Source organism: Pseudomonas syringae (assembly GCF_001698815.1).
In the GTDB taxonomy this organism is placed as follows: Bacteria; Pseudomonadota; Gammaproteobacteria; order Pseudomonadales; family Pseudomonadaceae; genus Aquipseudomonas; species Aquipseudomonas syringae_A.
Genome location: NZ_LGSI01000073.1, coordinates 35,328 through 61,755 on the forward strand (window position 1 = coordinate 35,328; position 26,428 = coordinate 61,755).

The following is a 26,428-nucleotide window of genomic DNA, read 5'->3' on the forward strand; positions in this document are numbered from 1 at the left end:
CCATGATTTGATTTCGATTAAAAGTGTGTAACCCCTTTAGCCATGCGGTATTGGCGACATCACCGTTTGTAGAGATGTTGAGAAAGTGCGTTGAAACTACAATCCGCAAGATCCAGCCAGGCACATATGTCCTCCACCGACTCACCAATGCTCAGCACATCGCTGCGCAGATGCACTTCCGGGAAAACCGGCGTTTCATAAGGCGCATCGATGCCGGTGAAGTTTTGCAGTTCCCCGCTTCTGGCTTTGCGGTACAAGCCCTTGGGATCTCGTTGTTCAGCGACAGCCAGCGGCACGTCGACGAAGACTTCAACGAAGCGCTCGCTGCCAACAATTGAACGCGCGTGATGCCGTGCCGTGCGGGTGGGTGAAATAAGCGCGACCATTACGGTCAGCCCGGCGTCTGCCATCAATGCGGCGACTTCGGCCACGCGCCGAACATTTTCTTCCCGGTCGGCGGCACTGAAACCGAGGTCCCGACACAGTCCGTTACGCAGCACATCCCCATCAAGAATGCAGGTCCTCAGGCCTCGGGAGCGCAATGCAAAATCCAGGGCCTTGGCGATGGTCGATTTGCCGGACGCGGACAGTCCGGTAAACCACAGCACCGTGCCTTGGTCATGCATAGCCATAGCTGATCGATTGAACGCATAGGCACTGTGGTCATTTAGTTTTTGATAATCATCAACGACGCCTTCCATAGCGAGCTATCTCCTGTTGGTAAATATTCAGTCGTCGGGGGGTTTGTCAGGCAGCAGGCCGACCACCATCAGCTGCACCAGCAATAATCCGGCGATACACAGATACAGCGGCGCAAAGGAACCCAGCAGTTCCTTGCAGGTGCCGCCGAGAAAATTGCCCAATACGCCGCCCACACCGATCAAGACATTGGCGATACCGAAGGCACGTGTCAGGCAATCAAGAGGCACGATCTGCCCCAGATAAGTCGGGACCAGACCAAATACCGGGTAAAACGCCAGCGCAAATAAAAAGCCGGCCAGATAAAACCCGCTGTCGCTGTCCAGGTAATAGACGCAAAGACTTGCCAGGCATGCACTGACAAAACACAGCATCAATGCCCGGCGCGAGCCCAGCCGATCGGCCACCCAGCCGACGAGAAAGCCTGCGGCCATTCCCACCGCGCCGATTGTCGACCACACCATCCCCGTGGTCGCTACGGACATGGAAAGCTCTTCACGCATGAATGGCGCCAGGTAAGTCTGAAACGGCAGCAGCGTCAGGCCGTTGAGAAAAGCCACCAGCCAGGTGAGATACAGCGGCACGGACAACCAGCTTTGGGTAGCGGTCTGTCGTGACGTGACCGGGTGAGAGTGCAACGCGCCTGGCGACTGACGCAGCAAATACCAGGCTGCGACACACACCAGAATCGACAGCAATCCGGCAATCAACCAGATGGCGCGCCACCCGCCGTGCAGGGTCAATAGGCTGACCAGCACGCCATTGATGAATACGCCGTAACTGGTCCCACTGGAGATCAGGCCCATCACTCGCGCCCGGGTTGTGACGGAGAAGTGGGTCGCGACGATTTCGGCCAGCGGGATGTACGCCGACGCCGAACAGCCGCCAAGCAAAATCAGCAGCCCTCCGGATAACCAGATTGAATCGCTGACACTCAGCCCCAGCAACGCCAGCGAGGTCGCCACCGTTGAATACAGACTGATTTTCCAGCCCGCGACAAAACGGCTGAGGTAACCGGCGAGAAATGAAAAGCCCAGAAACCCGATCTGGGCGCCGCCGGTAATCAGCCCGACGGTGGTGTAGTCAAAGCCGATGTCACGCCGCATGTCCACCAACAGGTTGGCGAACAGATAGACACCAAAACCATAGGTACAAGCAACGAAGCCGGTCAGGACAATCGCCAGCACCACGCCGCTACCGACGCGAGTGGAATCATCGGCGGCCGCCGTCAGCGCGGGCTCGATCGGGTTGCTGGCAGACGACCTATTCATTTGGCAATCGCCGTATGAATGATGAAGTCACAGTCCAGCGGATCATAGATTGGCCGGAAATCACCAAACGACTGAGGCCGAAAGAAGCCCGCTTCACTGATCTCGCCTTTGAGTTCCTCCGGCAAAATCGGATAGACCTGCAACCTGTAGCAAGCGCCGTCGCTGAAGGTATAGATGAACTCGCACAGTTGATCGCTGACCTGCCCCAGACTGACTTCGGCGTTATGCCCGCAATAGTAGTAACGGCCGGAGGACTTGAAGCGACCGGCACGTATGGCGCGGAAGTTGCGCTGATCCACCACCAGGAGCCCGCCCGGCTTGAGCAGCTGCCTGAACCGACGCAATACCCAATGACGATCATGCTTGTCGAACACGTGGCACAGAGAACTGCCCAGGCACAGTACGGCATCGAAAGTGCCCAGTCGGCGGGGGTCGAGTTCCAGCCAGTCGCGCTGCAGGATCGGGATATCCAGCCCTCTTGATTTAGCGTTGACGCGCGCCCGCTCCACCATGGTCGAGCTGCCGTCGCACGCCAGGACGTTGAAACCGGCCTTGTGCAACTGCACCGCATGGAATCCGCTGCCAGTGGAAACATCGATAACCGTTTTGGCGCCCAGTTTGCTCAGCAAATCGGCAAAAAAGCTGCCTTCGCCGGCTGCACGTTTGTCCCAGTCGATCAGTTCATCCCAGCGGCTGACAAAGTCGTGGGTGTATTGAGTTGCGTAATCAGCACAGCCGCTGCGGTTACCGACTGGAGCGTGCCCCTTGCGACCTTCACGCCGGATGTAGGTCATGTCTGGCGCTCCCTGTCTGTTCGAGCCTTTGAACGTAGTCCTGGTATTTGCGCCCCAGCTCCGCGGCCCATTGATGCACGTCTTGCAGGGACATACGAGACACGGAATAACCCAGCAGGGATTCCATGATCGCCATCTGCTCAAACTCGAAGGAAACGCTGCCATCGGCGTTTATCGCGCGAATGCCGTCCTGTTGCTGGCCGCGTTGGTTCATCGCAATCGCCTCGGTGCGGGCCACACCGTAGGGTAAACTGAGCAACACCCGGCCCAGACCGACGCTGACCGGATATCCACCCGGCAAGCCACCCGGTGCAGGTGCATGGGTCTGCACCTCGTAGTCGGCAAACAGGTTTTCGATGACGCTGATTGCCGAGGTTGCGGTCAGGAACTGCCCATCGACTCCGCCCAGACGGCGAAACTGCGTGCGCACGCATGCGAAGATCAGCGCATCGTCAAATGCCCCAGTGCAATCCTTGCCGTTGACGCGGTAGTGGAGCGAGTAATTGGCATCCGCCGGAAGTCCGGCACGAGGCACGTAGTGGCTGAAGAAATGCGAGGCGATCAGTCTGACCTGTACCGCTTCAGGGGAACACATGGCCAGCCGCGCGATGGCCATGCGTGTGGCAGGAACCAGATTGGCGACATTGCCGATGCCGGTATCCGGCGCCATGCCCGCCTTGTCCAGCACCACATTCACTGCGTCAGGAAAGGCGCAGTTGACCACAATGGCCCTGCACCCCGCATGTTTGACAGCTCGCATCAACTCATAGGCCGGCGCCAGGTGCATCGGCAACCAAGGGCCCAGCTGCGCCTGATCCAGTGCCTGAAAAGCAGTAGCCGGCAATTGGGTAATCACTCGCCACGATTGCAGGGAGGCGCAGTTGAGAATGATGTCCGGATGAATGCGGGTAATGATCGCGGAGTTTTCTTCGACGTTGCCCTCGCCAAGATTCATCTCCATGGGATGAATCGTACACAGCGTATTCATCTGCAGGCAGCTCAGGCGTACGAGATTACAACTACGGGTAACTTTTTCCAGGTCACGACTGGCAACGTAGAAAATATATTCGTTGCGTGGCGCCAGGATCTGGAGAATCTGCAGGCACAGATTTCCTCCACCCACGATCAGTAATTTTTTCTTGTCCATGACGTTTCTCCTTATCGACAGACTGAAGCCCACGCAGGCTGAAAGCACTCTGGCTAACGTGGGTAAGCGCCGTTATCCACGGCAATAACCTGGCCGGTCAGGTGCCGGCTTTTTTCTCCCAGCAAGAAGACGATCACATCGGCAACCCCTGATGGCTGGATCGGCTCCCTGAGGATTTCCTGACGTTCGTACTCCCTGCGTCGATGCTCAGGAATGCGGTCGAAGATCGAGGTATTGCGCACCAGAGCGGGCGACACCGCGTTGACGCGGATCGAAGGTGCGAAATTCCAGGCGTTGGCCTTGGTCAGGCCGATGACGCCCGCCTTGGTTGCCCCGTACAGTGCGTCGAAACTGCCCACCTCTCCCGCCACTGAAGTGACATTGACAATGCTTCGAGTACCACCGCTCGACATTTCTTGCCGGGCAAAATCCCGAGACAGGTAAATCAACGACTTCAGATTCACCGTGCACATCTCATCAATCTGGGCATCGCTGTAATCAAAGACACTTTGACCGTGATAAAGACCGGCGTTATTAACCAGACCCGAGAGCGACTCGTGACGAGAGTAAAGTTGCGGGATAAAAGTCTTTAATGTCGAAAAGTCCGCGAAATCGGCACCGATAACTTCGAGCCGATCACTGCCGGCTTCGGCCAGCAAAGACTCCAATCCTGCGACGTCCTTGTCGGCGGCAATCACATAAAAATCTTCTGCCAGGCAGGCCATCGCCGCAGCCCGGCCAATACCATTGGCCGCTCCGGTTATAACGACTTTCTTTTTCATGTTGACCCTGACGTGTTTGTAAACTGATTCATGCGTTCGAAATAGGGCCGGTGAAAACGGTAGTACTCAATCAGGCGGGAATTGTCGCCAAGTTGACTGCTGTCGAAAGCCGAAGAAACCATCGAATTAATCTGCGTACTGTTCTCGGCGGCTTTATGCCAGCTGCGCCAGGGCAGCCATTGCTGCGGGCATTCCTTGTTCCAGTTGAGTGCATCGGGCAAAAACGGCAGTTGCAGATAATCACACAATTTACGAATGGTCTTTTGCGGCTCCCGGGCAAGTTCATCGGCATTGATGACATAGGGAATACGTCCCGTCAGCCGTGTCACCTCGCAGAAAATTTCGTACTGTGCCTTATGCCCAATGGCCATGAGCGGCATCTGCGGATAAATCGCAAAATGGGAAAGAATGGAACTCGCGGGTTCGCGGATAATAAAGATATTCTCCTGCTCCAGAAGAAACTCTGAATCAGCTTTCAACTCAGGCAGGCAGTGATAACACATGTCCTTGTGAAACACGGCGCGCTGCTGCCGCGCTTCACGCAGCAGCGCCTTGACCCCCTCGTAAGACGTCGGCAAGCCACAGTCCAGGTTGTCCGACGGGATCGGCGAATCCTGACCGAAAGCCACATGAGCAAACGGCTCGTGGAACACTTCGAAATCCTGACGCTCGATGAACACCCGCTCCAGTACGGTTGATCGCGAGCGAGGATGAGCCCATAGCGCTATCATCCGATTCATGACTGCCCACCTGCGCTAGCTCGCAAGACGGCTGTCGGCTTTTGCGACAGACCCATTCTTAGCGACTCGATGAAGCTGTCCAGCTCAGGCCGTGCGCCACAGGCATACTCATGCGCCGTGACAAATGCCGGGTGCAGCGCAAACCCTTCAGGTTCAAGGCCGCCCAATTGGTAGGCTTCCCTGAAGTAATCGATGCGCAGCAGCTTGTCCAGAACCTGGCTCGGGATTGTCAGACTTCGGGCAGGCAATACTGGCCGGCCTGCGCGCTCGCGGCGCAGCAAAAACTCGATGATTGGCGCCGGCAAGGTGTAGAGAGTGGTCCGTTCGCCAGTGCGCTCAAGGTGCCAGCAATGCTCACTTTCCTGCCCCTCGCCATCAACCTTGATGCTGGCGATGAGCAGACGAGCCGGGCTTTTCGTGGCAGCGAGCAATGTCTGGATCGCATCATAAACCGCCAGTTCAGCCCATCGTTTATCTTCAGTGGTCAATACGATACCGAGCGCCTGAGCCTGACGATCGAACGCTTCATGCACACCGAAACGACCGATCATGAAGGTGATGACATACCGCGCATGGGCAATGTCTACGCCCAGACGACGCGCCTTTGCCCGCCCCCGCTCGATAGCCTCAAGGCCAGCGGCAAATTGCGAAACGGTAAAGCAAAATGTGTTGTTGATCGAACACCCCTGAGCGACAAGTTGTTCAATCGCCCGATACCCTGCCTGACTGCCGGGGATCTTGATCATGATGTTCGGTGCCAGCCGGGACAATTCCAGGCCGTGTTTGACAATTGCCGAGGTATCCTCGCCAAGAAACGGATCAACTTGAGCGGACATCCAGCCGAAACGCTGACCCGAATCACGCCACATTGCGTCTAATTGCCTGGCGGCATCCAGAACAAGCTGGCTGTAGATATTCCGGCGACGCTGTGTAACATTCAGCCGTTCATCCCAGCTATTATTTCGCTCCGCCCAGCAATAATGAGCGTGTAAAAAAGCCGAATTGATTAGCCGTGGATTAGTCGTAACACCCGTTATTCCAGAAAAACTTTCAGATAACGGCTCCGGCAATAGAGAATCGATAACACCTCTCAACTCATGATAGCGTTCCACCATTGCTGACTTGAAAACCCCATAGCAGGCAGGTGAACCATCCCACCAAACTTCCGAATCCGGATTAGCCTTTTTCAGAAGGCGAACATATCTCAAACCAGCCATTAGCGGCTCCAATGAGCAGTCAACTTAGACTTCTCGGCGCCGGTGCGCAGAGCACCGAGAAAATGCATTATTAGTATTGGGCGGAGGCCATCTTAGTATTGCCCTAAAGATGGATCCCATACTTACACCTGTCAAACGGGCAATGGTGGTTTGCTGAGCACAATTGGAAATAAAGACCAGAGGTTTAATTTCATCCGGGCAGATAACTTTGTTGCCCGGCCATAAGCATCCGAAATCGGTCTGCCCACGTCGTAATTCCAAACGTCGGGATATAAGCGTTCGCCAGAAGCCAGCGTGCGTCTGCTGGTAAAGGATGGGGCGCGTTGCCCCACTCCGGGGAAGTCCCCTATGCTAGAGCGGTTACGACACGCGACGTGAGTTTGCCGCATGCTTGCGTTGAGCCATCGCCATTGTGCAAGGCAGAACGAATAAACAACGGCCGCAGAGCTGATGCCCCGTCAAGAACCAAGGAAAACACCGTGAATACATCTTCCGACCGCTACACGTACAAGGCCCGCTGGTTTCACTGGGCAATGGCAATCCTGATCGTGCTGGCCTATGCGCTGATCCTGAGCCGTACGCAGTTCGAACGCGGCTCGCAGTTACGGACCTTCGTGGTGCAGACCCACTTCTGGGTGGGCATTGTGGTGCTGATCATGGCGTTTTTTCGTATTGCCGAGCGCCACCGCCATACACCGCCTGGCATCATGCCGCCCCTCGAAGGCTTCCTGCGCACCGCCGCCACACTTTCCCATTACCTGTTGTATGCGTTTCTGTTCGTCCAGCCAGTGCTCGGGCTGCTCACGGTATTGATCGAAAAGGGTTCGCTGCCGATTCCCCTGACTCAGCTGCTGATCCCGTCGCCCTTCCCGGTATCCGAAGACATCGCCGAATCCCTGGAAGACATCCACAAACTGCTCGGGACAATCTTCTATTACGTGATCGGCCTGCATGTGGTCGCGGCGATCTGGCATCACTTTGTGCGCAAGGACAATACGGTCAAGCGGATGGTGTGAGGTTAAACCCCAGGATCAATGTGGGAGATTCTATGTTTGGGGTGAAGCCCGAGTGATCGTCGTTGGAGCGAGGCTTGCCCGCGAAGGCGTCAATTCAGCCAGCGGACATGTCGGCCGACAGACCCATTCGCGGGCAAGCCTCGCTCCAACAGAATCTGGATAAATCCGCCCCATTGGCGTCCGCGAGGCGTCGGCTCGGGCAGCGCTGGATAAAATATTTTGTTACACCCCCAGCGTCGTCTCGGAGACAGCAAGGTATGATCCCGGCGCTCGCCTCTGGGTCCCTGGATTAAGGATTTTCCATGCATAACCGCTTGCTGACTTCCCTGGCACTTGTCGTGGGTGCCACCGTGTGTGTCCAGGCTCAGGCCAGCAGCGACGATTCCTGCTACCCAAGCTGGTCGATTTTCAATAACGATCTGGATGTCTGCAGCAACCTGCCCTTTCTCAGCCCCGGTAACGACAGCTCGGTCAACCTGCGGCTGTTGCTGGCCAACGCCGGTCGCCTGGAACTGACTCCCGCGGCACTGAACAAAGAGGATCTGGCCGAAGGCTATGGTGAGGTGCCATTCGCCCTTTATCGCCTGGCGCCGGTCGCAGGCGGCACCGAGGAAGAGTTGCCGGATGGAGCAGCGGAAAATGAAGGCAATGGCGTGGTCGGCTTGCGGGCAATGCTCGACACGTTGGGCGTCAAGCGCGAAACCACGGAAGTGGCGGGCGACTCGCTGGTTGATGGCGAAGGCAGCCGTTGCCGCAGCAACAACGAAGACAGCGCCAGCGACTTCATTCGCCAGGTGGTCAGCACGCCTGAACTCAGCCCGGCCGAACGCGCATCCTTGGCCAGCAGCCGCGTGCAGATGCTGTCGGCCTGCGCCTGGGAACCGGATCAACTGAGCAGCCTGCTGCCGGGGGACATTAAGTCGCCCATGGGTAAGGCTTTCCTTGGCTACCTCAACGCGGCGGGGGATTTTTACAGCGGGAGCTTCATCGAGGCGACCAAGGGCTTCACCCTGCTCGCCGACAACCCGCAGGAGTGGCTGAAAGACACGGCGCTGTACATGATCGGCCGCACCGAGCTGAGCCTGGCTCAGGGCAAGGCGTTCGAGTATGGGGAATTGAAGGTCGAGCGTGTCGACCAGGCCGCCGCGCAACGCGCTGAAAGCGCCTTCCTCAATTATGTCGATGCCAACCCGTTCGGCCGCTACTCGACGAGTGCGACCGGCTTGTTGCGCCGTGTCCACTGGCTGATGAATGACAACGTCAAGCTCGCGGCGGACTACAACACGCTGTTCTTCGCCGACAGCGAAGACTTCAAACTTGAAGCGGCCGACTATGAGCCGTTGATTCGCGAAGCGGACCTGAAAATGGTGACAGCCAATACCAAGGCTCTGAAGACGCCCTTGTTCGCGGCAGTCAACGACTTGATGTGGATGCGCGGCCAGTCGAAGAACAAACTGACCAAAGCTGCCCTGCTCGCGCAAAAAGACACCTTCGCCCAGCAGCCTGAACTGTTTACCTATTTGCAGGCAGCCTTTGCGCTGTATGTGGAGAACGACGCGGTTAGCGCGCTGCAATTGCTGCCGAGCGCGATACCGGACGAATTGAATTACCTCGCGTTCAGCCAACAGATGCTGCGTGGCCTGGCCTTGCAAGCCGATCAGGAATGGAAAGAAGCGCAAACCTTGTGGCTGCAATTGATCCCGCTGGCGAAACTGCCGCTGCAACGCGAGCAGCTCGAACTGGCACTTGCGATGAGCTACGAGCGCGACCAACAATTGGCCAAAGTCTTTGCTGCGGACTCGCCGATCAAGTCAGAAAAGGTGCGTTATATCCTGCTCAGCCACACCGCCGACGCCAATCTGCTGCGTCAGCAAATCACCGAGGGCCAGAACGACACAGAACGTAATACCGCGCTGTTCGTGTTGCTCTACAAGGACCTGCTGCGCAGTCAGTTTGCGGCGCTCGCCGACGACCTCAAGCAAATGCCGCAAACCCCGTCGCCCGACAAACTGAGTTACAGCCTCAGCTACACCTATGACCAGGGCCAATCGCTGGCATTGTTTCGCTGGACAGGCGACAAGGCCGAATCCGGTTACCTGTGCCCGAGCATTGCCGAGACCGCAGCCGCCTTGCAAAGCGATGCCAAAAGCCCGCAAGGCCTGAACTGTCTGGGCGAGTTCATCCTGCGCAACAACCTGGACAGCATGCCGCTGGACCGGGCGCGGCATGCCGACCTGCTCGGCGGTACCGCGCCGGGGTTCGCCGGCGAAGTCTTCTCCCGCCAGACTGCCTATCAAACCGTTATCACCAATCCGAAAGCCGGCCATGAAGACAAGGCCTATGCACTGTTTCGTGCCATCAACTGCTATGCGCCTTCAGGCAACAACGGTTGCGGCGGCAAAGAAGTGACCCCGGCCGCACGCAAGGCCTGGTTCACGCAACTCAAAAGCGGTTTCGCCGATACGCGCTGGGGTAAATCCCTGCAGTATTACTGGTAATCGCCATGCGATTCTGGCTGGCAATGTTCTGCTTGCTGCAGATAATTGCGGCCAATGCTGCGGTAAACGCCGACGACTATGAGGCGTTCTGGCTGTGGGGCGGCGTGTCCTCCCAGCCGGTGCTGAACAAGGCCAAGACGTTGTACGTGCTGCAAGGCCAGATCAGCAGCGCCCGAAGCGAGCAGCATCGGCGAGTCAACTTCGTCGCTCAGGGCATGCCGATTGCGAAGCTGCCTCAGGCTGAGGTCTGGGTGGTCTATCGCGCCCACACTCTGCGCTGGCCCGAGCCGATCTACCGGCAGCTGTTGGGTCAGGTCAACCGCTGGCGTAATGCCGGCAACAATGTGGTGGGCATCCAGATCGACTTCGACGCACGCACCCGCTATCTCAACGAGTACGTCGATTTCCTGCGCGACCTGCGCCAACGCCTGCCCCAGGACTATCGCCTGAGCATCACCGGCCTGCTGGACTGGAGCAGCAACGCCGACGCTGAGGTCATCGGTCAGCTTAAAGGGGTGATCGACGAAGTGGTGGTGCAAACCTATCAAGGCCGCCATAGCATTCCCGATTACGCCGCTTATCTGCCGCGCATGAATCGTCTCGGGCTGCCGTTCAAGATCGGCTTGATCCAGGGCGGCGAATGGCAGACACCGGAACATCTGCAAGACAGCCCGTGGTTCAGAGGTTACGTGGTGTTTCTACAAAACCCGTGAGGATTTCGTCGGTGGCAAGCACCGTGGCGTATTCGCCGTGCAGATTACCCAAAGACATGGCGTGCACCTCTTCCGCGCTGTGGGGCGTGCCGAAAAAATCCGCTTGATCGAAGGTAAAGCAGGCGTCATGAGCCACGATGACATCGAAACCGAGGTTGCCGCCGCTGCGTGCGGTGGACTCCACCGAATTGTTGGTTGCGACCCCAACGATCACCAACTGACTGATTGAATCGGTTCGCAGCCACCCTTCCAGCAGCGTCCCGCAGAAGGCATCGGGCACCTGTTTTTGAATTTCCGATTCGCCGTTGACCGGCAAAAAATTCGGCTGATATTCCACACCGGATTGCTCCGGCCAGAACACCGAGGTTGGCGTGCGGGAAAAATGCCGTACGTGAATTACTGGCCGCTGGCTGCTGCGCCATCCCTGCAACAGCCTGAGCATGTTGGCATCGGCCTGGGAATTGTTGCGCCGGCCGAGTTTCGGATGCTGAATACCTTGTTGCATGTCGATGATGACCAACGCGGCATTGGCGAGGATTTCCATAAAAGAAGCAGCTCCCATTAATGAGGGTTAGATGGCGCTGAACACCTGCGCCAGATTCTGCCGGGCAAACTGTTCGATTACAAAATCGACAAAGGCTCGGGTCTTGCCCGGCAACAATTTGTGCTCGCTGTAATACAACGAAATGTTGCCGTCATCCACATACCAGTCCGGCAACACCCGCGCCAGCGCGCCACTGCGCAGATAAGGCACGGCGAACGGCATGCTCACCAGCGCGATCCCCAAGCCTTGCTCAGCCGCCGCACAGGCGGCCTCCGAATCACTCATGGTCATGCGTGCCTTGAGGTTCAGCGGGCTGTGTTCCTGATTGCGATGGGTCAGCGGCCAGTTGCGGATCCGGCCGGTCTGCGGCGAGCGAATCAAAATCCCCGGTTGGCCTTGCAGATCTTCCGGATGCCTGATGTCCGGCTGTTCAGCAAGATAATCCGGCGACGCAACCAGAACACGATGCGCAGGAGTCAGCTTGCGTGCGACAACGCCTTGGGGCAGATCAAACCCGCCACCAATCCCCGCATCGAAGCCCTGCCCGATCAGATCCACCTGCCGGTTATCGAAATGCCAGTCCGGCGTTATGGCCGGATAACGCCGCAGGAACTCGCCCAACAACGGCAAGATATACAGACGGCCGAACACCGTGCCCATGCTGACCTTGAGCGTGCCGGTCGGTTGCCCTTCGGCACTGGCCAGGTTGGCGACGGCGTTCTGGATGGTATTGAGGCTGGCGCTGACCTCGCCGAGAAATCGCTGGCCGGCTTCGGTCAACGTCAGGCTACGCGTACTACGCTGAAACAACCGCACGCCCAGGCGCGCTTCCAGCTTGGCGACGCTCTTGCCCACGGCTGCGGGCGTCAGGCTAAGGCGCCGCGCAGCCTCGGCAAAGCTACCGACTTCGGCGCTGCGCACAAAGCATTCGATACTGCTGAAATTTTCCATGGCGAGGGATTCTAAACTTTTGGTTTACACAGACTATCGCAATTACCCGCTACTCAGGATGCAATCGACGCCGGATACTGGCCCCCATCAACTCAACTCCCCAACGATCTGGAGAACCTCATGACTCAGCAAACAATACTCAGCGGTAAAGTTGCACTCGTTCAAGGCGGCTCACGCGGTATCGGCGCGGCCATCGTCAAACGCCTGGCCGAACAAGGCGCAGCGGTTGCCTTCACCTTCGTCAGCTCCGAAGCCAAGGCCCGCGAACTGCAGGACAGCATCACCGCCAAAGGCGGCAAGGCCTTGGCTATCCATGCGGACAGCGCCGATGCCGACGCCATCCGTGCGGCTGTCGACAACACCGTGAAAACCTTTGGCCGCCTGGACATCCTCGTCAACAACGCTGGCGTGCTGGCCATCGGCCCGCTGGAAGAGTTCAGTCTGGAAGATTTCGACCGGACCCTGAGCATCAACGTACGCAGCGTATTCATCGCCACCCAGGAAGCCGCGCGGCACATGGGCGACGGCGGACGCGTCATCAACATCGGCAGCACCAACGCCGACCGCATGCCCTTCGCCGGTGGCGGCGTGTACGCCATGAGCAAATCGGCACTGGTCGGCCTGACCAAAGGTCTGGCCCGCGACCTCGGCCCGCGGGGCATCACCATCAACAACGTGCAGCCCGGCCCGGTCGACACCGACATGAACCCGGCCAACGGCGACTTCGCTGAATCGCTGATCCCGCTGATGGCCGTTGGACGCTACGGACACGTAGAAGAAATCGCCAGCTTCGTCGCTTACCTGGCAGGCCCGGAAGCCGGCTATATCACCGGCGCCAGCCTGACCATCGACGGCGGCTTCGGCGCCTGATCCGAGCAGTCCGGGTCTTCAGGAGTCGGCCGCACACTCCCCAGGCGTGCGGCCAACTCCCGGTATTTGCTTAAGCGCATGAAAATTCTGAAAAAAACCTTTGCGTTCGGTTAAGCCTTCGACTACATTAGCGCGCCTCGACAGACCAACGGTGTGACGAGATTCGGTGAGGTGTCCGAGAGGCTTAAGGAGCACGCCTGGAAAGTGTGTATACAAGAAATTGTATCGAGGGTTCGAATCCCTCCCTCACCGCCATATTAGAAACAACCCAAACCCTTGATATTCCTAGCGAATGTCAGGGGTTTTGTGTTTTTGGCTTCTGATTTAGGGTATTTTTAAGGCAAAAGAATGACTTTCAGCCCGCAACTGACCGCTTAAGGCTGTAAGTCGGCGCTGGATTTGGCATTACTTAGCGCGATGTTTGGCACCAGCTCCGACGTAATTCTCTCCGTTTTTTAGCGCGCTCTATGGCACCAACCAGTGCCGCCTCTCAATCCGCGGCGAGCATCTGATTTGGTAAGCCAAGGGTGAGACGGGCCGTACTGCTCAGATCGGCCTACCTTGGTAAAACATCAGCCCGTTTTACTGAGAATAAAGTCAACTACTTTCCCGACTGTGGTTAGGCTCTCAGCCTCGGTATCGGGTATCTCAACGCCGAACTCCTCCTCTATCGCCATCACAAGTTCAACGGTGTCCAGCGAATCCGCACCTAAATCGGTTGTGAATGTCTTCTTATCGGTTACGTCTCCCTCTAGGACATTCAGATTCTCGGCAACAATCTTTTTGAGTCTTGCTGTCACATCTGCCCGGCTTTCCATGGCGCACCTCTCCTTCGTTGTGTGAATACGCTACCGTGTAATGTTCTCTCCAATTGCGGTGCTCGACTACTGTCAGAAATACTAGGTTTTACCCGCAAACCAGCACAATTTGACAGCCTGTACGCTATCAACCGGCCATCATCAGCCTCGGCCCAAATCCTCCCCGCTGCTTGCGTAGCAACGGCATTTCCGGCCCCAGGCGTAAAAAAACCGCTCAAGGCGGCTCGGCTAATCTGGCTGGGTAGTCCGATTACGTTTTGCCCTGGACCTGCTAGGGCTTACGAACTTATTTGGTGATCATGATCCTGGTTGTTTTGTCGTTATCAACTTTAATGCGGTGGGCAATGACTCCGCCCTGTTTTTCCAGACCGCCACCGTATCCTGTTGGGGCAAACCAGGTCACCTCGGCATCAATGAAATAGGGGCCAGGCGGTATATCGGTGAACTTGAATGTACCGGTGCCGTCGGCCTGGGTAGTCCGGATATATTTATCGTGCTTCGGGTCGGGGGCGGCGATAGGTTTCATTTCAATCTGAGTTAAACGCCACCATTGTTCGCTGTAGCTGGTCACGGGAAACAAGTAAACCGTAGAGCCTGCTCCGTATTTGACCTCTCCTCCCAGCGTTTTCAGAAATGCCTGGCCTTCAATCACACCCGTACCAACCTGAGGAAGACGCTGATATTCCGAATCATTCAGTGGTACTCGCGGTACTGGAGGCGAAGACATGCAGCCACCCAGCATCGATACTACGACCACAGCAAATGCAACTTCCCCTAACTTCATGACGCGACTCCAAAATGAGTAGCGACTTTACCACCGTAAATAAGGCACTACCACACGACTTCCAACGTATCCAATAAAACAATCGCACAGGCTAAAAGTTCAAAACCCTCTACCGCTTATTAGAAACACGTTGAGGCTCTGACTTTTCTTTTAGTAGAAGTCGCAACTTTTCCGTTTGTAAAAGCTCAATCAGCGCCAACATCGAGATGCCACACCGCCGTCAGACTACGCCATGCGCGATTCGGCCAGGTGTGGCCCCTTGAACTTGACCGTCGGTTCCCTGCTGATATAGCAGTGCCATTTCTCGAAGGCATGTTCCTGACGTGACCGAGCGATTTGCCATTCACTGCTTCCAACATCACCGATGGCGAAGGACATCATTTCAGCCGTAGCGGTATTCAGGTCATCCAGAAGATCACCGCTTCCTTCTGAAACGATTAAGACAAGGCATTTTCAGGATCTTCTTGAATTGATATTAGTCAGACCATGACTTTGGCGTTTAGCACCTTCTATTTTTGTGGGACTGACGACTGGTCAGTCACAAAACGTCCTTACTAGTCGACAACATAGGCGCACAGGGCAATGCCTACGATGGAAGTTAAAAATAACCCCAGACCATCTGATTGCATGCCACGGCAATGGTATCAACACCAATGACAATTGGTTCATTGGTCGACCGTCAAGTACCTGCTAACTATCCGTATCTTAGTGGCAAGAGTTGTTTTATTCTCCGATGAAACTGTCAATTCAATGAGACTGACAGAGGATAATGATCGGACAGGAAACAGTAATGGGGACGTCTACTGTGCAGGAAAACTTCGCGTATTGGTGGGGAACGCAGGGGCCTTGGGTGGAAGAACCAAATGTACGGCGCAGTGGTACCAGCGGGGTTCAGCGAGTCGTTCATAACGGGACCGTCGTCTACGTAAAACGTCAGACCGGCCACCTTTACCGGAGTCCCCGTTATCCGTTCGGCAGGCCGACTGTCCTGCGCGAAGGACGTGCACTGACCAAACTTGACCGACTGGATGTGGCAGCGCCCAAGCCGATCTTTTATGGCGCCCGCAAAGTTGATGGCGTCTGGCAAGGCGTGCTGGTCACGCAGGACCTCACCGGTTTTCAGGATCTGGATTCCTGGTACGCGGGCGGCGCTCGCGAACGGTATTCTCCTGACGAGCATCTGCGTTTGTTCGAGCGACTGGCGTTTCTGTTGTCGCGTCTGCATCTTGGTTACTGGCAACACAGCTGCATGCGGTCCAAACACATTTTCGTCAAAGTCGTTACATCCATCGACGGTCCGCAATTCGAACTGGCCCTGCTCGACCTGGAAAAATCCCATCGCCGAATTACATCCCTGGGAGCCGCGCGTCACGACCTTCGCCAGTTGCGACGCCATTCGTCCTGGACTGATACCGAGTGGGCGTATTTTCTCAAGGTGTATCACGCCGAGTTTGGCAGGGCTGTGTAGCGGGATCAGGTTGACCCACTTCGAACGGCATCCAACGTCGATTCTGTTGGAGCGAGGCTTGCCCGCGAAAGCGTTATTTCGGGTAATAAAAATGTCGCCTGGAATTACGATTCGCGGGCAAGCCTCGCTTGTAGGAGGGGACTTGTCCCCGAAAGGCGCCAGCTATACGGCGCAATCTCCTACAGAACTCTCCGCAAATTCGGATTTATCCGCAAAGTCAATTGCGTTGCACTGGAAGCCAGCCGGGGTATCGCGCACAATCGCGCCTTGCCGTCGAGTCTGCAACCGTGCAGTTCGACCTTCTTCGACTCGATCCAAACCTGCAGGAGTACCGCATGAACCTACTTGAATGGAACGACATCGCCCTGGCGAAATACCTCACCACCAACCCGATCCTCGAAACTGAAATTCAGCAGCTGAGCGCCGAAGAACAGAAGCAGCAGACCCAATGGGCGTTCGAGGATGAAGCCGAAGACCTCGGCATCGAACCCTGGGAACTGGCGTTGCAACTGGTCGCCGAATCCCCTGAGCAACTCAAGTCCATGCGCCTGGAAGCCCATCAGCAGGTAGCCGAGACGCTGGGCATGGATTGGAATGAATATCGCGAGCTAAATGCCATCGAGGAATGAAACTCATGAACCAGTCGTCTCAAGCCGGTGCCGCGGTTTATTCGCCCCTGACCTTGAAGCTCTATGACGGCTGGGTATTGGGAATTTCCAATCGGTTTGCCTGGCAGTGTCCAACCAGAAAAGTGCTACAGCCTTTTTTCAATCGTCATGTTGGCGCACGCCATCTGGATGTTGGTGTTGGCACAGGTTATTACCTGGCCAATGCCAACCTTCCGGCGAGCACTCAAGTAACCTTGCTTGACCTTAATCCCAGCAGCCTTGAAGCCGCACGCCAACGCCTCGGCCGTCCAGACACCAGAGTCGTGCAGCACGATGTATTCCAGCCGCTGAGTGATGAACAGGTCGCGGTCTGTGATTCGATATCGCTGTTTTATCTGCTGCATTGCCTGCCGGGAAACATGGCCGACAAGGCGGTGGTTTTTGGCAATCTCAAATCCCGGCTGGCTGACAACGGAGTCCTGTTCGGTGCAACGATCCTCGGCGACGAAGCCAACCATAATGGCTTTGGTGGCAAATTGATGGCGGTCTACAACAAGAAGGGCATTTTCGGTAACCGCAACGACACGCTTGCCGGACTGCGTAGCGCGCTGGCTCAGCACTTCGCGGATGTCAGCGTTGAAGTGGTAGGCAAAGTGGCGTTGTTCAGCGCCCGCTCGGTCCTTTGATAATCAGAACTCACAGCGCCGTGCAGTTTCTCCGAGCGATTGCGAACTGACCCGGTAGTCAGCGCTTTACCTCACCGTTGCGGGTGAGTAACTTCTGCTGACTTCAATAAAAAGGAATTGCGACATGAGTGATTTGATCTCGTACCACCTGGAAGACGGCGTCGCCACACTGACCTTGAGCAACGGCAAGGTCAACGCCATTTCTCCTGACGTGGTCGCGGCATTCAACGCTGCGCTGGATCAAGCCGAGAAAGATCGCGCCGTGGTGATCATCACCGGGCAACCGGGAATTCTGTCCGGCGGCTACGACCTCAAGGTCATGACTTCCAGCGCCGAAGCGGCCATCAACCTGGTCAAGCAAGGCTCGACTCTGGCGCGGCGCATGCTTTCGCACCCCTTCCCTATTGTCATTGCCTGCCCGGGACACGCGGTCGCCAAAGGCGCGTTCCTGCTGCTGTCGGCCGATTACCGGATTGGCGTCGAAGGGCCGTTCAGCATCGGCCTGAACGAAGTCCAGATCGGCATGACCATGCACTATGCCGGCATTGAGCTGGCGCGGGATCGTCTGCGTAAATCCGCCTTTCATCGCTCGGTGATCAATGGCGAGATGTTCGACCCCAAAGGCGCGCTGGATGCAGGTTTTCTCGACAAGCTGGTCGGCGTCGAAGAGTTGCAGGACGCCGCCCGTACTGCCGCGCTGCAATTGAAGAAAATCAACATGAACGCACACAAAAACACCAAACTTAAAGTGCGCAAGGCGCTGCTGGACACCCTGGACGCGGCCATCGTTGCCGATCAGCAGCATTCGCTGTAAGCCAGATCCAGGACGTGAAGCCCGCTGCTGCGGGCTTTTTTCCGGCTGGCGAACTCGCACTAGTTTGTCTGATCTGATGCTGTAGAGCGCCCAGCGCGCCTAAAACAACATACTTATAAAGAAGTGAATCCAACATGGGCCGAGTCGTCGCTGCCGCGGTTTACAGTGCAGGCAAAAAAGTCACCAATATCACCCTCGACGAAGGTGCTGCCTGGGCGGCCAAGCCCGGCCACTTCGTCTGGATCGGGTTGGAGCAGCCTGACGCCAGCGAACTGGCCAGCTTGAAAAAACAGTTCAACCTGCATGAGCTGGCCATCGAAGATGCCATGGAGGTACATAGCCGTCCCAAGCTGGAAACCTTCGGTGACGCGCTGTTTATCGTGACCTACGCGCCGGTGCGCGAGAACGGCAAGCTCGAATTCATCGAAACGCATATCTTCGCCGGCAAGGGCTACATCATCACCTCCCGCAACGGCCATTCGAAATCCTACGGGCTGGTGCGCCAACGCTGTGAGGCAAGGCCGCTGCTGCTCGAACATGGCGAGGACTTCGTGCTGTATGCCCTGCTGGACTTCGTCACCGAGAACTATCAGCCGGTGACCGAAGCGATTCACTGCGAACTCGAAGATCTGGAACACAATGTCCTGAACGGTTCCTTGAACGAATCCGACATTCAGCGCATCCACAGTCTGCGCCGCGACCTGCTGCGTTTGCGGCGCTATGTATCGCCCATGGTGGAAGTTGGCGAAGAGTTGCAGAGGCTGGATTTTCCGTTCATCGACAAGAACATGCGGCCGTACTTTCGCGACGTGGAAATCCACGTCAAACGCCAGATGGAAGACCTGGGCAATCTGCGCGATATCGCCAGTCAAACCATCGAGATCGGCTTGCTGCTGGAGTCATCCCGGCAAAGCATCGTGCAACGTAAGTTCGCCGCATGGGCCGCGATCCTGGCCTTCCCCACGGCCATCGCCGGGATCTACGGCATGAACTTCGAGAACATGCCGGAGCTGACCTGGCATTACGGTTATTTCACCGTGCTGGGCGTCATTGTCGGCGGCTGTACAGCGCTGTTCGCCAGCTTCAAGCGCTCGGGGTGGCTTTGAGGCAGCTGCAAGCTTAATGCCGCAAGCTGCAAGCCGAAACCCGATCTACTTGTAGCTTATAGCCTGCCGCTAAACCGCGGCTTTATCTGCTTTATGCGCCACAAACCGCATCATCCACTCGGCAACCGTCGTCCCGTTGTGCTCGTAATCCAGGCTGGCAATGCCCTGCTGATAAATGTGTTCACCCAAGCATTGCTGACGGATGTCCAGCAAAGTACGGGAGTAGTCGTGGATGAATTCCGGATGGCCCTGGAAGCACAGCACCTGGTCGTTGATGTGATACGCGGCAAACGGGCAGAACTCGCTTGAGGCGATGACCGTGGCGTTTGCCGGCAGCGCGGTGACCTGATCCTGATGGCTGATCAGCAAGGTCAGCTTGTCCATGGCCGGGCTCATCCAGGGCGTTGCAGGCGCCAGGGTGTAGTTGTGAATACCCACGCCCCAGCCTTGCGTAGCCCGTTCGCTCTTGCCGCCAAGCAGCAAGGCCAGCAGCTGATGCCCGAAGCAGATCCCCAGCAACTTGTCGCCGCGCTGATAACGTTCGAGCAAGTAGGTCTTGAGGGTTTCGATCCACGGATCAGTGCCGAACGAGTCAGCCTTGCTGCCCGTCACCAGATAGGCGTCGAAACGCTCGCCTTCGGGCGGATAAATGCCCTGCATCACGTTGTAGACCGTGAACTCGGCGGCAATCGGTTGTTGTGCAAAAAGTAGTTCGAACATCCGCCCGTAACCCTGATATTGATCGACCAATTCTGGGCGAAGGACGTCGGTTTCCAGAATGCAGATGCGTAACGGCATAAGAAAAAGTACCTGAAGCGGTAATGGCGATAATGCACCGACAAAGCCTGCCTTGAACGAGCCCCGCAAGGCAAGGGGCGATTCACCCATCGGTGCGTTATTACCTGAACCTTTGCTGTACTGATTCGCAGTCGTGCTGCCGGCCACAGGCCTTCAGAACAACTCGCCCTTGAGCGCCTTTTCCAGCAACAGTGCAGGCGGTTCGAAGCGATCGCCGTAGTGCCCGGCCAGATACCGCGCCCGGTCAATAAACGCCTTGATCCCATATTGGTTGATGAACTGCAACGCGCCGCCGGTCCAGCCCGCAAAACCGATGCCGAAGATCGACCCGATATTAGCGTCGGCCACCGACAGCAGCACGCCCTCCTCCAGGCAGCGCACGGTTTCGATGGCCTGAATGAACAACAGGCGATCACGCACGTCTTGCCCGCAAATCTGCACATCCGCCCGCTCGAAACGACTTTTCAGTTCAGGCCACAACTGCTTGGGCGCGCCCTCGGGATAATCGTAGAACCCGGCACCTGCCGCTTTGCCGAGGCGCTTGTATTCGTTGACCAGCAGATCGACAACGGCAAAGGCCGGATGCTGCGCAACAGATTGGCCTTCAGTGGTCAGATCCTTGAGCGCTTGCTGACGGATGTGGCTCATCAGGCTCAAGGACACCTCATCAGAGATCGCCAGCGGTCCAACCGGCATTCCGGCCTTGCGCGCTTCGTTCTCGATCATCGCCGCCGAAATGCCCTCGCCCAGCATGGCGATGCCTTCATGGGTAAAGGTCGCGAACACCCGTGAAGTGAAAAAGCCGCGGCTGTCTGCCACCACAATGGGGATTTTTTTGATTTGCAGCACGAAGTCAAAAGCCCGGGACAGCGTTGCAGCACTGGTACGCTGGCCCTTGATGATTTCCACCAGTTGCATCTTGTCCACCGGGCTGAAGAAATGCAGCCCGATAAAACGCTCAGGCCGGGAAACCGCTTGGGCCAGACCGGTAATCGGCAGCGTCGAGGTGTTCGACGCAATCACTGCATTCTGCAGCGCGAACTGCTCTGCGGCGGCGCTAACTTTGGCCTTGAGTTCGCGGTCTTCGAACACCGCTTCGATGATCAGGTCGCAACCCTCCAGATCAGAATCGCGCCCGGTCGGATGAATACGCGCAAGGATCGCTTCCCGCTTCTGGTCGTCCATGCGTCCAGCTGCAACCTGCTTGTCCAGCAGTTTGGCAGAATGCTCCTTGCCCTTTTGCGCGGCGGCAAAATTCACGTCTTTAAGCACCACTGCAATACCCGCGCAGGCACAGACATAAGCAATGCCCGCGCCCATCATGCCAGCGCCCAGAACCCCGGCTTTCCGGGTGATGAACGCTGGGGGGCCTTGGGGGCGCGATCTGCCGGCATTGATTTCGTTGAGCTGAAACCAGAAGGTGCCGATCATGTTCTTGGCGATCTGGCCGGTGACCAACTCGGTGAAGTAACGCGTCTCGATGGCCAGTGCGGTGTCGAAGTTCACCTGCGCGCCCTCCACCGCCGCGCAGAGAATTTTCTCCGGTGCCGGGTAGCAACCCTGGGTTTTGTTGCGCAGGATCGAGGGTGCGATGGCCAGCATTTGCGCAATGTTCGGTTGGGCCGGTGTACCGCCGGGAAGCTGATAACCCGGCGTATCCCAAGGTTGCCTGGCGTCAGGATTGGCCATGATCCATTGCCTGGCCATGGCCAGCATTTCATCGCTGTTGGCGGCAAGCTGATCGATCAAACCGGCTTGCAAGGCTTGCTGCGCGCCCAGTTTTTTGCCTTCGAGCAGATACGGCAGCGCCTTTTCCAGCCCCAGCCTGCGCACCATGCGCACCACGCCCCCACCTCCCGGCAACAGGCCCAGTGTCACTTCCGGCAGGCCGATGGAAACGCCGCCGGAATTCAGCGCGATACGGTGATGGCAGGCGAGGCAGATTTCCCAGCCGCCACCCAGCGCTGCGCCATTGATTGCCGCAACCACCGGTTTGCCCAGCGTTTCCAGGCTGCGCAATTGCGCCTTTAGTTCGGTGACCATCGCCTGGAACCACTGCGCGCGGTCCTTGCCAACCTGGATCAATTCATTCAAGTCACCGCCGGCAAAGAACGTCGGCTTGGCCGAGGTGATAATCACCCCGGCAATTGACGCATGTTCGTCCTGCAGGCGGGCAACGCTGGCGGCCATGGCATCGCGATAGACCGCGTTCATGGTATTGGCACTTTGTCCCGGCATGTCGATGGTCAGGATAACAATCTGGTCCTGGCCTTTTTCATAGCGAATGGCATCGGTCATAACAGGTGATCTCAACGAGTCCACAGGAAGGAAAGCATCAACGGCTCAATAACACTCAATGATGGTCGCAATGCCCATGCCGCCACCGACACACAGCGTAGCCAGGCCATAGCGCAACTGGCGCGCCTCAAGCTCGTCGAGCAAAGTCCCGAGTATCATGCAGCCGGTCGCGCCAAGGGGATGTCCCATGGCGATGGAGCCGCCGTTGACGTTGACCTTGTCGGGATCAACCGCCATGTCCTTGATGAACTTGAGCACGACTGAAGCGAAGGCTTCGTTAACTTCGAACAGGTCGATGTCATCGACCTTCAACCCGGCCTTGGCCAGTGCCTTTCGCGTCGCCGGTGCCGGCCCGGTGAGCATGATGGTCGGATCGGTGCTGGTGACCGCCGTCGCTACGATCCGCCCTCGCGCCTGCAGTCCCAGGGCTTTGCCTTTGGCCGCCGAGCCGATGAGCATGGCCGCCGCGCCGTCGACGATGCCGGAGCTGTTGCCCGGCGTATGCACGTGGTTGATGCGTTCTACGTGGCTGTAGACCCGCAGAGCGGTGGCATCGAAGCCCATCCGGCCGATCATTTCAAAGCTGGGTTTGAGATTGCCTAAACCTACCAGCGTCGAGTCGGCGCGAATGAATTCATCGTGATCCAGCAACAAGGTGCCGTTCTGGTCCCGCACCGGCACCAACGACTTGGCGAACGCTCCCGCTTGCCGCGCCTGGGAGGCTTTTTGCTGCGAATGCAGTGCGTAGGCGTCCACATCCTGACGGGTAAAACCTTCCAGCGTGGCGATCAGATCGGCGCCAATGCCCTGAGGCGTGAAGTGACACTGCAGGTTGGTCTGCGGGTCCAGTACCCAGGCGCCGCCGTCACTGCCCATGGGTACCCGCGACATGGATTCCACGCCACCGACCACTACCAGCTCCTCAAAACCGGAGCGAATCTTCATCGCCCCGAGGTTCACCGCTTCAAGACCCGACGCGCAAAACCGATTGATCTGCACCCCCGCCACGCTCACATCCCAATCAGCGACCAGCGCAGCCGTCTTGGCAATATCCGCACCTTGCTCTCCCACGGGCGTGACACAGCCGAGCACGATGTCATCGACCTGAGCGGTATCCAGATGATTGCGCAGTTGCAATGCCTCCAGCAGCCCGGCGATCAGGTTCACGGGCTTGACACTGTATAGCGCTCCATCGGATTTGCCCTTGCCGCGCGGGGTGCGTACCGCATCGAAAATCAGCGCTTCAGTCATGTGTCTTCAGAGCCTTTATTATTGTTGAAATAAATACTGTGCTGACACCTTAGCTTCACTCCAGCGGTATTCAATGACCAAACCACTTAACCGTTTTGCGCAGATGTAGGAATTATCCGAGCCAGACGAACGGTAGCGCTGAAAACGAATTGTCGCAGTAAGTCCGCAAGCGTCTAGCCGGGTAGCGTCCGCTGGATTTACGAAGCGCATAGACGTTTTTAAGATGAAATTTAGAGCCTGTTATACGTAATAGTTCTAAATGTCATAGCACCTGGACTCTAAGGTTAAGTCTGTAGCAATGGGCGCCACAACAAACAAGACCAGCGCCTCGGTTGACGGCAAGCTTGCCGCACCAGTTGCTCAACGCAATCACCTTTGCCAGCTGCCCGAACATTCATTAACGAATTCGGTGAGCTTTTGTAGCTCTGGAATAACAAAAAAGGCAGACCGCCATGTTCAAGCATTCAAAATTCCGTCAGGCCGGACTAATCGTCTTCGCCACTACACTGCTATTAATTCTGCCGAATATGACCCGTCTATTCGGTTGATGGTCGCGCATTGCATCGGAATCCGCGCCTGTAAGTGCGCTTTCGAACCGAGCACATCTGTGCCAGCCTCTCTATTCGAATGAATGGAGGCTGGTGTATGCGCAAAGGATTAATGTGGGCGTTCCCGCGATAGCGGCGCCTCGGTGGACCAGATGCACCGCGTTATCATTCTTCGCGGCCAAGCCTGGCTCCAACGGTGATCAATGACCATCCGTTGGAGTAAGTGGCTCTACTGATGCTGCGCCTGCATCATGACTTTCGGCGCGTCGACCATCGGCGACACCAGGACTTTGGCGTGCATCTGCTCACTGCCGCCGCCACGGCGCATGCCGCGCACCGGACAGGCGTCCAGGTAATCCAGCCCCACCGCCAGTTTCAGGTGGCGTTCCGGGATAGCCAGTTCGTTGGTCACATCAAAACTGTACCAGGCGTCATCAATCCACGCCTCGGCCCAGGCATGGCTGGCCAGGTGTTCGCTGTCTTCGCTGTACAGGTAACCCGACGCATAGCGCGCCGGAATCCCCAGGCTGCGCGCGCAGGCCAGAAAGGCGTGCGTGTGGTCCTGACAGACACCGGTGCGACCGGCGAACGCCTGGACTGCGCTGGTATCGACTTCGGTCGAACCCGGTGTGTAAGTGATGTGCTGGTTCAACGCGTGCATCAAGTCGATCAGCGCACTGCGATCCTTACGTTTGCGGCATTGTTTGGCAGCAAAGGCGCGGATCGCTTCATCGGGCTCGGTCAGGCGTGTGAAACGCAGGAACGGCAACGGCGACTGGCTTTCGTGTTCGGCTTCGCGCTTCTCGTCGATTTCCACCTGGCCACGGGCACCGATGATGATCGCTTCATGAGGCTCGTCCATGGTCAGCACGTGCAGGATATTGCCGAACGGATCAACTTGCGCACGCACCGGACGCGGCAGAGTCAGTTGCCAGCTGAGCACTTGCTGACGCTCGCTGTCGTGTGGCGTCAGGCGTAGATACTGAATACTGGCGCGGACCTGATCCTCGTAGTGATAGGTGGTCTCGTGGCTAACTGAAAGTCTCATGCAGCCTCCAGATATGAAGTGTGTATGGCGTTACCCAATTGGGCTACCAAAGGAATGAATTCGTTCAACCACTCGTGCAGGCCCTCCTCCAGGATTTCGTCGATCCCGGTATAGCGCAGGCGTGCATCAAGTTCCGCCGCCAGACGCTGGGCGGGACGCCCGTTGGCCCCCGGCAGGCTGGCAAGGATCAGGTCGAGCTCTTCCAGACAGGCGCTCAGCGAGCGCGGGATGTCCGGGCGCAACAACAGCAATTCGGCGACTTGCCGCGCGCCGGGTGCATCGCGGTACAGCTCGGTGTAAGCCTCGAACGACGACAGCGCACGTAATAACGCGCTCCACTGGTAGTAACCATGGGCAGAGCTGTCGGATACCTGATGGGTATCGCGACCACGCAGTTCGAGCATTTCGTAGCGCGCATCCAGCAGCCGCAAGGTGTTGTCGGCGCGTTCGATGAAGGTGCCCAGACGAATGAAACGGAAGGCATCGTGACGCATGATGGTGCCGTAAGTGGCGCCGCGAAACAGGTGCGAGCGTTCCTTGACCCATTCGCAGAACCGGCTCATGCCATAGCGGCTCAAGCCTTGTTCAGCGATGCCGCGAATTTCCAGCCAGGTAGCGTTGATGTTTTCCCACATGTCGGCAGTGATTCGCCCACGAACCGCATGGGCGCTCGCCCGCGCGGCACCCAGACAGCTGTAGATGCTGGCCGGGTTACTCGCATCCAGGGCGAAAAAATGCAACAAACGCTCGGCGTGCAGCTCGCCATGGCGCTCAAGATAATGATCCAGCGTGCCGGTAATCAGCAGCGGCATGGCCAGTTCATCCAGCCCGTCACCGCGCCCGTCCTGCGGCATCAGTGACAGCGAGTAGCTGACGTCGAGCATTCGCGCGAGATTCTCCGCTCGCTCCAGATAACGCGACATCCAATATAAATCCGAGGCAGTTCTACTTAGCATTGG

General features: G+C 57.2%; 25 protein-coding genes and 1 tRNA gene. 10 read left to right on the forward strand and 16 right to left on the reverse strand.

Annotated features, from left to right (window positions below; genetic code table 11):
• Positions 1-59: 59 nt before the first annotated feature.
• The 7 genes from cysC to AFK24_RS27575 are packed head-to-tail and all read right to left on the reverse strand — an operon-like array spanning position 60 to position 6,650.
• The gene (cysC, locus tag AFK24_RS27545; RefSeq protein WP_065836251.1) at positions 60-701 is read right to left on the reverse strand and encodes an adenylyl-sulfate kinase; all 642 of its coding nucleotides are present in this window, start codon (positions 699-701) and stop codon (positions 60-62) included.
• 27 nt (positions 702-728) lie between these two features.
• Positions 729-1,970 carry an MFS transporter gene (locus AFK24_RS27550; RefSeq protein ID WP_080482346.1) on the reverse strand — a complete coding sequence of 414 codons (1,242 nt, stop codon included), beginning with the start codon at positions 1,968-1,970 and terminating at the stop codon, positions 729-731.
• A complete protein-coding gene (locus tag AFK24_RS27555; RefSeq protein ID WP_080482347.1) occupies positions 1,967-2,764 on the reverse strand; it encodes a class I SAM-dependent methyltransferase in 798 nt (265 codons plus the stop codon). Before AFK24_RS27555 ends, AFK24_RS27550 begins: the two co-directional genes overlap by 4 nt.
• On the reverse strand, positions 2,745-3,911 hold the full coding sequence (locus AFK24_RS27560) for a hypothetical protein (RefSeq protein ID WP_065836252.1): 1,167 nt from the start codon (positions 3,909-3,911) through the stop codon (positions 2,745-2,747). Before AFK24_RS27560 ends, AFK24_RS27555 begins: the two co-directional genes overlap by 20 nt.
• Positions 3,912-3,964: 53 nt before the next feature.
• Complete coding sequence (locus AFK24_RS27565) at positions 3,965-4,693, reverse strand: SDR family NAD(P)-dependent oxidoreductase (protein WP_065836253.1); 729 nt, start codon at positions 4,691-4,693, stop codon at positions 3,965-3,967.
• Complete coding sequence (locus tag AFK24_RS27570) at positions 4,690-5,433, reverse strand: sulfotransferase family protein (RefSeq protein WP_065836254.1); 744 nt, start codon at positions 5,431-5,433, stop codon at positions 4,690-4,692. The genes AFK24_RS27565 and AFK24_RS27570 overlap by 4 nt, the downstream gene beginning before the upstream one ends.
• Complete coding sequence (locus tag AFK24_RS27575) at positions 5,430-6,650, reverse strand: transaldolase family protein (protein WP_080482348.1); 1,221 nt, start codon at positions 6,648-6,650, stop codon at positions 5,430-5,432. Before AFK24_RS27575 ends, AFK24_RS27570 begins: the two co-directional genes overlap by 4 nt.
• 479 nt (positions 6,651-7,129) lie before the next feature.
• On the opposite strand from AFK24_RS27575, the gene AFK24_RS27580 reads away from it, so the two are divergent.
• The 3 genes from AFK24_RS27580 (at position 7,130) to AFK24_RS27590 (ending at position 10,877) form a co-directional block, all read left to right on the forward strand.
• Entirely contained in the window at positions 7,130-7,666 is a 537-nt protein-coding gene (locus AFK24_RS27580; protein WP_065836256.1) for a cytochrome b, read from the forward strand.
• 302 nt (positions 7,667-7,968) lie between these two features.
• The gene (locus tag AFK24_RS27585; RefSeq protein ID WP_065836257.1) at positions 7,969-10,164 is read left to right on the forward strand and encodes an outer membrane assembly lipoprotein YfiO; all 2,196 of its coding nucleotides are present in this window, start codon (positions 7,969-7,971) and stop codon (positions 10,162-10,164) included.
• Positions 10,165-10,169: 5 nt separating this feature from the next.
• Complete coding sequence (locus AFK24_RS27590; protein WP_065836258.1) at positions 10,170-10,877, forward strand: DUF3142 domain-containing protein; 708 nt, start codon at positions 10,170-10,172, stop codon at positions 10,875-10,877.
• Here AFK24_RS27590 and AFK24_RS27595 read toward each other — a convergent pair.
• Positions 10,843-11,421: a cysteine hydrolase family protein gene (locus tag AFK24_RS27595; protein WP_065836259.1), complete on the reverse strand. Its 579-nt coding sequence runs from the start codon at positions 11,419-11,421 to the stop codon at positions 10,843-10,845. The two genes, AFK24_RS27590 and AFK24_RS27595, sit on opposite strands and share 35 nt — an antisense overlap.
• 27 nt (positions 11,422-11,448) lie before the next feature.
• Complete coding sequence (locus AFK24_RS27600) at positions 11,449-12,372, reverse strand: LysR family transcriptional regulator (RefSeq protein WP_065836260.1); 924 nt, start codon at positions 12,370-12,372, stop codon at positions 11,449-11,451.
• Positions 12,373-12,492: 120 nt separating this feature from the next.
• Between AFK24_RS27600 and AFK24_RS27605 the strand changes: the two genes are divergently transcribed.
• Positions 12,493-13,242 carry a 3-oxoacyl-ACP reductase family protein gene (locus tag AFK24_RS27605; protein WP_065836261.1) on the forward strand — a complete coding sequence of 250 codons (750 nt, stop codon included), beginning with the start codon at positions 12,493-12,495 and terminating at the stop codon, positions 13,240-13,242.
• Between the two features lie 165 nt (positions 13,243-13,407).
• Positions 13,408-13,497, forward strand: a tRNA-Ser gene (locus AFK24_RS27610).
• A 317-nt stretch (positions 13,498-13,814) separates the two neighbouring features.
• Here the strand turns inward: AFK24_RS27610 and acpP are convergent.
• On the reverse strand, positions 13,815-14,060 hold the full coding sequence (gene acpP / locus AFK24_RS27615) for an acyl carrier protein (protein ID WP_065836262.1): 246 nt from the start codon (positions 14,058-14,060) through the stop codon (positions 13,815-13,817).
• Positions 14,061-14,346: 286 nt separating this feature from the next.
• On the reverse strand, positions 14,347-14,844 hold the full coding sequence (locus tag AFK24_RS27620) for a hypothetical protein (RefSeq protein WP_065836263.1): 498 nt from the start codon (positions 14,842-14,844) through the stop codon (positions 14,347-14,349).
• 790 nt (positions 14,845-15,634) lie between these two features.
• On the opposite strand from AFK24_RS27620, the gene AFK24_RS27625 reads away from it, so the two are divergent.
• The 5 genes from AFK24_RS27625 (at position 15,635) to AFK24_RS27645 (ending at position 19,526) form a co-directional block, all read left to right on the forward strand.
• Complete coding sequence (locus AFK24_RS27625; protein ID WP_065836264.1) at positions 15,635-16,312, forward strand: lipopolysaccharide kinase InaA family protein; 678 nt, start codon at positions 15,635-15,637, stop codon at positions 16,310-16,312.
• 335 nt (positions 16,313-16,647) lie between these two features.
• Positions 16,648-16,941: a DUF6388 family protein gene (locus tag AFK24_RS27630; RefSeq protein WP_065836265.1), complete on the forward strand. Its 294-nt coding sequence runs from the start codon at positions 16,648-16,650 to the stop codon at positions 16,939-16,941.
• 5 nt (positions 16,942-16,946) lie between these two features.
• Entirely contained in the window at positions 16,947-17,606 is a 660-nt protein-coding gene (locus tag AFK24_RS27635; RefSeq protein ID WP_065836374.1) for a class I SAM-dependent methyltransferase, read from the forward strand.
• Between the two features lie 124 nt (positions 17,607-17,730).
• Positions 17,731-18,420, forward strand: coding sequence for a crotonase/enoyl-CoA hydratase family protein (locus AFK24_RS27640; protein WP_065836266.1), 690 nt, complete (start codon positions 17,731-17,733; stop codon positions 18,418-18,420).
• Between the two features lie 134 nt (positions 18,421-18,554).
• Entirely contained in the window at positions 18,555-19,526 is a 972-nt protein-coding gene (locus AFK24_RS27645; RefSeq protein WP_020291507.1) for a magnesium and cobalt transport protein CorA, read from the forward strand.
• 69 nt (positions 19,527-19,595) lie between these two features.
• Here the strand turns inward: AFK24_RS27645 and AFK24_RS27650 are convergent, their stop codons facing one another.
• The 5 genes from AFK24_RS27650 to AFK24_RS27670 form a co-directional block, all read right to left on the reverse strand.
• Positions 19,596-20,324 (reverse strand): amidotransferase, encoded by a 729-nt coding sequence (locus AFK24_RS27650; RefSeq protein WP_065836267.1) that lies wholly within the window; start codon positions 20,322-20,324, stop codon positions 19,596-19,598.
• Between the two features lie 153 nt (positions 20,325-20,477).
• Positions 20,478-22,622, reverse strand: coding sequence for a 3-hydroxyacyl-CoA dehydrogenase NAD-binding domain-containing protein (locus AFK24_RS27655; RefSeq protein WP_065836268.1), 2,145 nt, complete (start codon positions 22,620-22,622; stop codon positions 20,478-20,480).
• Between the two features lie 45 nt (positions 22,623-22,667).
• On the reverse strand, positions 22,668-23,873 hold the full coding sequence (locus tag AFK24_RS27660) for an acetyl-CoA C-acetyltransferase (RefSeq protein WP_065836269.1): 1,206 nt from the start codon (positions 23,871-23,873) through the stop codon (positions 22,668-22,670).
• A gap of 777 nt (positions 23,874-24,650) precedes the next feature.
• Positions 24,651-25,469 (reverse strand): transglutaminase family protein, encoded by an 819-nt coding sequence (locus tag AFK24_RS27665; RefSeq protein ID WP_065836270.1) that lies wholly within the window; start codon positions 25,467-25,469, stop codon positions 24,651-24,653.
• Positions 25,466-26,425 (reverse strand): alpha-E domain-containing protein, encoded by a 960-nt coding sequence (locus AFK24_RS27670; RefSeq protein WP_020291501.1) that lies wholly within the window; start codon positions 26,423-26,425, stop codon positions 25,466-25,468. Before AFK24_RS27670 ends, AFK24_RS27665 begins: the two co-directional genes overlap by 4 nt.
• Between the last annotated feature and the right edge of the window lie 3 nt (positions 26,426-26,428).

Bases quoted from the DNA above. Each gene is read 5' to 3' on its own strand.
- cysC (WP_065836251.1), bottom strand. From the start codon at position 701: ATGGAAGGCGTCGTTGATGATTATCAAAAACTAAATGACCACAGTGCC.
- AFK24_RS27550 (WP_080482346.1), bottom strand. From the start codon at position 1,970: ATGAATAGGTCGTCTGCCAGCAACCCGATCGAGCCCGCGCTGACGGCG.
- AFK24_RS27555 (WP_080482347.1), bottom strand. From the start codon at position 2,764: ATGACCTACATCCGGCGTGAAGGTCGCAAGGGGCACGCTCCAGTCGGT.
- AFK24_RS27560 (WP_065836252.1), bottom strand. From the start codon at position 3,911: ATGGACAAGAAAAAATTACTGATCGTGGGTGGAGGAAATCTGTGCCTG.
- AFK24_RS27565 (WP_065836253.1), bottom strand. From the start codon at position 4,693: ATGAAAAAGAAAGTCGTTATAACCGGAGCGGCCAATGGTATTGGCCGG.
- AFK24_RS27570 (WP_065836254.1), bottom strand. From the start codon at position 5,433: ATGAATCGGATGATAGCGCTATGGGCTCATCCTCGCTCGCGATCAACC.
- AFK24_RS27575 (WP_080482348.1), bottom strand. From the start codon at position 6,650: ATGGCTGGTTTGAGATATGTTCGCCTTCTGAAAAAGGCTAATCCGGAT.
- AFK24_RS27585 (WP_065836257.1), top strand. From the start codon at position 7,969: ATGCATAACCGCTTGCTGACTTCCCTGGCACTTGTCGTGGGTGCCACC.
- AFK24_RS27590 (WP_065836258.1), top strand. From the start codon at position 10,170: ATGCGATTCTGGCTGGCAATGTTCTGCTTGCTGCAGATAATTGCGGCC.
- AFK24_RS27595 (WP_065836259.1), bottom strand. From the start codon at position 11,421: ATGGAAATCCTCGCCAATGCCGCGTTGGTCATCATCGACATGCAACAA.
- AFK24_RS27600 (WP_065836260.1), bottom strand. From the start codon at position 12,372: ATGGAAAATTTCAGCAGTATCGAATGCTTTGTGCGCAGCGCCGAAGTC.
- AFK24_RS27605 (WP_065836261.1), top strand. From the start codon at position 12,493: ATGACTCAGCAAACAATACTCAGCGGTAAAGTTGCACTCGTTCAAGGC.
- acpP (WP_065836262.1), bottom strand. From the start codon at position 14,060: ATGGAAAGCCGGGCAGATGTGACAGCAAGACTCAAAAAGATTGTTGCC.
- AFK24_RS27620 (WP_065836263.1), bottom strand. From the start codon at position 14,844: ATGAAGTTAGGGGAAGTTGCATTTGCTGTGGTCGTAGTATCGATGCTG.
- AFK24_RS27625 (WP_065836264.1), top strand. From the start codon at position 15,635: ATGGGGACGTCTACTGTGCAGGAAAACTTCGCGTATTGGTGGGGAACG.
- AFK24_RS27630 (WP_065836265.1), top strand. From the start codon at position 16,648: ATGAACCTACTTGAATGGAACGACATCGCCCTGGCGAAATACCTCACC.
- AFK24_RS27635 (WP_065836374.1), top strand. From the start codon at position 16,947: ATGAACCAGTCGTCTCAAGCCGGTGCCGCGGTTTATTCGCCCCTGACC.
- AFK24_RS27640 (WP_065836266.1), top strand. From the start codon at position 17,731: ATGAGTGATTTGATCTCGTACCACCTGGAAGACGGCGTCGCCACACTG.
- AFK24_RS27645 (WP_020291507.1), top strand. From the start codon at position 18,555: ATGGGCCGAGTCGTCGCTGCCGCGGTTTACAGTGCAGGCAAAAAAGTC.
- AFK24_RS27650 (WP_065836267.1), bottom strand. From the start codon at position 20,324: ATGCCGTTACGCATCTGCATTCTGGAAACCGACGTCCTTCGCCCAGAA.
- AFK24_RS27655 (WP_065836268.1), bottom strand. From the start codon at position 22,622: ATGACCGATGCCATTCGCTATGAAAAAGGCCAGGACCAGATTGTTATC.
- AFK24_RS27660 (WP_065836269.1), bottom strand. From the start codon at position 23,873: ATGACTGAAGCGCTGATTTTCGATGCGGTACGCACCCCGCGCGGCAAG.
- AFK24_RS27665 (WP_065836270.1), bottom strand. From the start codon at position 25,469: ATGAGACTTTCAGTTAGCCACGAGACCACCTATCACTACGAGGATCAG.
- AFK24_RS27670 (WP_020291501.1), bottom strand. From the start codon at position 26,425: ATGCTAAGTAGAACTGCCTCGGATTTATATTGGATGTCGCGTTATCTG.